This is a genomic window from Streptomyces sp. SM1, from assembly GCF_002910825.1.
Lineage (GTDB): Bacteria > Actinomycetota > Actinomycetes > Streptomycetales > Streptomycetaceae > Streptomyces > Streptomyces okerensis.
In genome coordinates this window covers 1-4613 of the sequence record NZ_NEUB01000957.1, presented here as the reverse complement: position 1 = coordinate 4613, position 4613 = coordinate 1, and the positions used below count along the sequence as shown (strand labels likewise).

The window sequence follows — 4613 nt, the reverse complement described above, 5'->3', positions numbered from 1 at the left end:
GACGCCGGTCAGACCACCGAAGAGGAAGGTGACCAGGAAGCCGATCGACCAGAGCATCGGGGTCTCGAAGCTCAGGGACCCCTTCCACATCGTGCCGATCCAGTTGAAGAACTTCACACCGGTCGGCACCGCGATCAGGAAGGACATGAAGGAGAAGAACGGCAGCAGTACGCCGCCCGTCGCGTACATGTGGTGCGCCCACACCGTCGCCGACAGGCCGGCGATCGCGATCGTCGCGGCGATCAGACCCATGTAGCCGAAGATCGGCTTGCGGGAGAAGACCGGGATGATCTCGGAGACGATGCCGAAGAACGGCAGCGCGATGATGTACACCTCCGGATGGCCGAAGAACCAGAACATGTGCTGCCACAGGAGAGGGCCGCCGTTGGCCGCGTCGTAGATGTGCGCCCCGAACGTGCGGTCCGCCATCAGCGCGAGCAGCGCGGCCGCCAGGACCGGGAAGGCGAGCAGGACCAGCACACCGGTCAGCAGCACGTTCCAGGTGAAGATCGGCATGCGGAACATCGTCATGCCGGGAGCGCGCATGCAGATGATCGTGGTGATGAAGTTGACCGAGCCGAGGATCGTGCCGAAGCCGGAGAAGGCCAGACCCATGATCCACAGGTCACCGCCCAAGCCCGGTGACCGGACCACGTCCGACAGCGGGGTGTAGGCGAACCAGCCGAAGCTCGCCGCGCCGTCCGGGGTGAGGAAACCGCCCACCGCGATCAGCGAGCCGAACAGGTACAGCCAGTAGGCGAACATGTTCAGCCGCGGGAACGCCACGTCGGGCGCGCCGATCTGCAGCGGCATGATCCAGTTGGCGAAACCGGCGAACAGCGGCGTCGCGAACATCAGCAGCATGATCGTGCCGTGCATCGTGAACGCCTGGTTGAACTGCTCGTTCGACACGATCTGCAGACCCGGCCGGGCCAGCTCGGCGCGCATCACCAGGGCCAGGATCCCGCCGAACACGAAGAACGCGAACGAGGTGCAGAGATAGAGCGTGCCGATGGTCTTGTGGTCCGTGGTCGTCATCCACTTGATCACGACGTTGCCCGGACTCTTGCGCCGTACCGGCAGCTCGTCCTCGTAGGACTCCTGATCGAGTGAGTCCACCGCGCTCTTGTCCACCACTGTCCACGTCCTCCTACGGGCTCGGGGAGAGTCCCCGGGATCAGCATGGCGGGACGTCGACCGGCTGGGTCCGAAGCCGGGCACCGTGGCGCGCTTTGCCACTCGGCATTCGGGTGACGTCGGACGTCCGCCGCACACCTGTGTGAAAGCGGAGGCCCGCTGCGGCCGCGCGGCGCCCTCCCGCTACCGTTGTCCGCCGAACTGACGAGACAACGGGGGACGTTGATGCCGGGACTCCGCCGGGCCATGGCCTGGACCATCGACTTCGCGCTGGTGGTGACGCCGGCCTCGGTGCTCGCGGTGCTCACCTTCGACCGCATGTCCGCCCTGGTCACCGACGTCCCCGAACTCGCCGCCCGCGGCGGCTTCGACCTGCTCACCTCATGCGGCGACGTGATCGACGCCTCCGGGAGCCTCGGCTCGTCCCTGTGGAACAGGTCCGTGCTCTACGTCGAACAGGCCTTCGGACTGCTGGTCGTGACGACGTTCCTCTACCAGTGGGGGTGTCTCGCCCTGGCCGGACGCACCCTGGGCAAGGGCCTGACCGGGCTGCGGGTCGCCCCGCGCGTCCCCGGCCGGGCGGCGCTCAGGGCCGCGGTGACCACGGCCACCGATGTCGCCGTGTACGCGGTGGCCTGTGTGCTGCTGGTCGAGGGACACATCGCGCTGTCGGTGCTGGCGTGGCTGGCCGCGGTGGCGCTGTTCCTGTGCAACGCCCTGCCGGCGCTCGGCCCCGGCCGCCGTTCGCCGGCCGACCGGGTGGCGGGCACCTCGGTGACCGGCCCCGGGCTCAGCACGGCCGGCGCCATGCGTCCAGTGCGTACTTCTTGAGCAGGGAACTCAGGCCCAGGCGCCGGGAGTCGGCGCAGAAGCGGGCGGTGGGCAGCTCGTACTCGACGTGGAAGACGGCCTTGTCCGCCTCGACGAACGGGCTCAGCCGCGCGCACTCGCCGTACTGGGCGCACTGTTCGTTGACCGCGAAGTCGAAGGCGTCGACCAGCTGGGGGATCTGGTCGAGGTCGTTCTTCAGGCCCACGGCCAGTCCGCGTTCATGGGCCAGCCGGGCGACCAGACGGTTGTAGCGGAGCTGGTCGGCGGCGGTGAGCGGGAAGCCGGTGCGGTTGCGGTAGCCGTCCATGTTGTCCGGCTCGACCGCGTCGAAGCCCTTGTCGCGGCACATGTCGAGACGCTCGGCCATGAGCGGCTCCAGGACGTCCGTGCGGCGGATGTCGAGCCAGCGTTCGCCCTCCCAGCCGTTGCCCCGGCCGATCACCGCCCTGGGGAAGTCGCCGGCGTCCGGCCGGAAGTCCTCCCAGGCTCCGGTGGACAGGTAGCAGATGACCCGGCGGCCTTCGCGGTGCAGCTTCGCGACCGTCGCGCGGGAGTGGCCGAAGCCGTCGATGTCGTACACGGGAACGTCGACGGAGGTGTCGAGCCGTCCGCTGAGCTGCCACTGCCAGGCGGTACCCGGCCGGGGCCGCCAGCGGTCGCCGGCCGGGGATTCCGGGTCGGGTCCGGGCGCGGTGGTACAGGCCGCCAGCAGCAGGGCGAGCAGCATGACGAGCGGGAACGGGCGTCTCACCGACGGTCTCCAGGGGACGGGCGGGCGGCGTGGCGGGCACACCGGGACTGCGCGGGATCACGGGGTACTGTCCGCGAGCACCCCGCACTACCAGGGATGGTCGTGGCCACCCGGTGGTTCCGGCGGCGGGGCCCGGAGAGGGCCGGGACGTCACCGAAAGGTGAACACCCGCGTGAACGAGCGGGCGCGCATACGCGCGTAGGCTCGTCCCGAGTGTCCGCCGCACCGGGAAAGGCCCCGACGGGACCGCACCCGCACAGCGCAACTAGGGTCGGCTGCCGGGCCCGGTCGACCCACACCTTTCGGCCACCGCAACTTCACATCGGAAGCGAGATTTCACCACCGTGACTGCTCTCACTCTCAGCACCGCCGCGGTCCCCGGCCTGCGGGCCGACGCGATCGTCATCGGTGTCGCCAAGGGCTCTGCCGCGAAGTCCCAGGGTCCCGTCGTCGCACCGGGCGCCGAGTCCGTGGACCAGGCGTACGACGGCCGGCTCGCCGGCGTCCTGGAGACCCTCGGCGCGTCCGGCGCCGAGGGCGAGGTGACGAAGCTCCCCGCTCCGGCCGGCTTCAAGGCGCCGCTCGTGGTGGCGGTGGGCCTCGGCGCCCAGCCCGGGAAGGACTCCGGCTACGGCACCGAGGCACTGCGCAAGGCGGCCGGTGTGGCCGCCCGCGCCCTCGCCGGCTCCAAGAAGGCCGCGTTCGCCCTGCCCCTGACGGACGCCGCCGACGCCGGCGCGGTCGCCGAGGGCGTGCTGCTCGGCGCGTACTCCTTCGACGCCTACAAGGACAACGGCGACTCCGCGAAGAACGGCAAGAGCGGCAAGGGGCCGCTCGCCGAGGCCGCGCTGCTCGGCGGCAAGCCCCGCGACAAGGCGTACAAGGCCGCCGTCGAGCGCGCCACCGCCGTCGCCGAGGAGCTCAACCGCGCGCGTGACCTGATCAACACCCCGCCGAACGACCTCGACCCCGAGGCGTTCGCCGCCGTCGCCCTGACGGCGGCCAAGGAGCACGGCATCAAGGTGCAGGTGCTCGACGAGAAGGCCCTGGCCAAGGGCGGCTACGGCGGCATCCTCGGCGTCGGCGCCGGCTCGGCGGCCGGCCCGCGCCTGGTCAAGCTCTCGTACACCTCGTCCAGGGCGAAGAAGCACCTCGCCCTGGTCGGCAAGGGCATCACCTACGACTCGGGCGGCATCTCGCTGAAGCCGGCCGGGCACAACGAGACGATGAAGTGCGACATGAGCGGCGCCGCCGCGGTGTTCGCCGCGGTCGTCGCCGCCGCCCGTCTGGGCCTGGAGGTCAACGTCACCGGCTGGCTGGCGCTGGCCGAGAACATGCCGTCCGGCTCGGCGACCCGTCCGGGCGACGTGCTGCGCATGTTCAGCGGCAAGACCGTGGAGGTGCTCAACACCGACGCCGAGGGCCGGCTCGTCCTCGCCGACGCGCTGTGGGCCGCCTCCCAGGAGAAGCCGGACGCCATCGTGGACGTCGCGACCCTGACCGGCGCCATGGTCCTGGCGCTGGGCAACCGCACGTTCGGGATCATGGCGAACGACGACGCGTTCCGCTCGGCGGTCCATGAGGCCGCCGAGGAGGCCGGCGAGCCGGCCTGGCAGATGCCGCTGCCGGAGCACCTGCGCAAGGGCATGGACTCGGCCACCGCCGACATCGCCAACATGGGTGAGCGGATGGGCGGCGGCCTGGTCGCCGGTCTGTTCCTGCGCGAGTTCGTCGGCGAGGGCATCACCTGGGCCCACATCGACATCGCCGGTCCGGCCTTCAACGAGGGCGGCCCGTTCGGGTACACGCCCAAGGGCGGTACGGGCTCCGCGGTGCGCACGCTGGTCCGCCTGGCGGAGCGGGCCGCCTCCGGCGACCTGGTCTGACCCCTCGT

4 protein-coding genes are annotated in these 4613 nt (G+C 70.7%); 2 read left to right on the top strand and 2 right to left on the bottom strand.

The genetic code is table 11. The features are described from left to right. Positions 1 to 1137, bottom strand: a 1137-nt coding sequence (locus B9S61_RS33425) for a cbb3-type cytochrome c oxidase subunit I (RefSeq protein WP_181007647.1), incomplete at its 3' end; no start/stop codon positions are given. A 225-nt stretch (positions 1138 to 1362) separates the two neighbouring features. Here B9S61_RS33425 and B9S61_RS33420 point away from each other — a divergent pair. Then, positions 1363 to 1968 carry an RDD family protein gene (locus tag B9S61_RS33420; RefSeq protein ID WP_258039995.1) on the top strand — a complete coding sequence of 202 codons (606 nt, stop codon included), beginning with the start codon at positions 1363 to 1365 and terminating at the stop codon, positions 1966 to 1968. On the opposite strand, the gene B9S61_RS33415 is transcribed toward B9S61_RS33420, so the two are convergent. Then, positions 1928 to 2695: an endo alpha-1,4 polygalactosaminidase gene (locus B9S61_RS33415; RefSeq protein ID WP_103545523.1), complete on the bottom strand. Its 768-nt coding sequence runs from the start codon at positions 2693 to 2695 to the stop codon at positions 1928 to 1930. The two genes, B9S61_RS33420 and B9S61_RS33415, sit on opposite strands and share 41 nt — an antisense overlap. Positions 2696 to 3063: 368 nt before the next feature. On the opposite strand from B9S61_RS33415, the gene B9S61_RS33410 reads away from it, so the two are divergent. Continuing rightward, a complete protein-coding gene (locus B9S61_RS33410) occupies positions 3064 to 4605 on the top strand; it encodes a leucyl aminopeptidase (protein WP_103545522.1) in 1542 nt (513 codons plus the stop codon). Positions 4606 to 4613 lie beyond the last annotated feature (8 nt).

Excerpts from the sequence above, each read along its gene's own strand:
- B9S61_RS33415 (WP_103545523.1), bottom strand. The coding sequence starts at position 2,695 with ATGCTGCTCGCCCTGCTGCTGGCGGCCTGTACCACCGCGCCCGGACCC.
- B9S61_RS33420 (WP_258039995.1), top strand. The coding sequence starts at position 1,363 with ATGCCGGGACTCCGCCGGGCCATGGCCTGGACCATCGACTTCGCGCTG.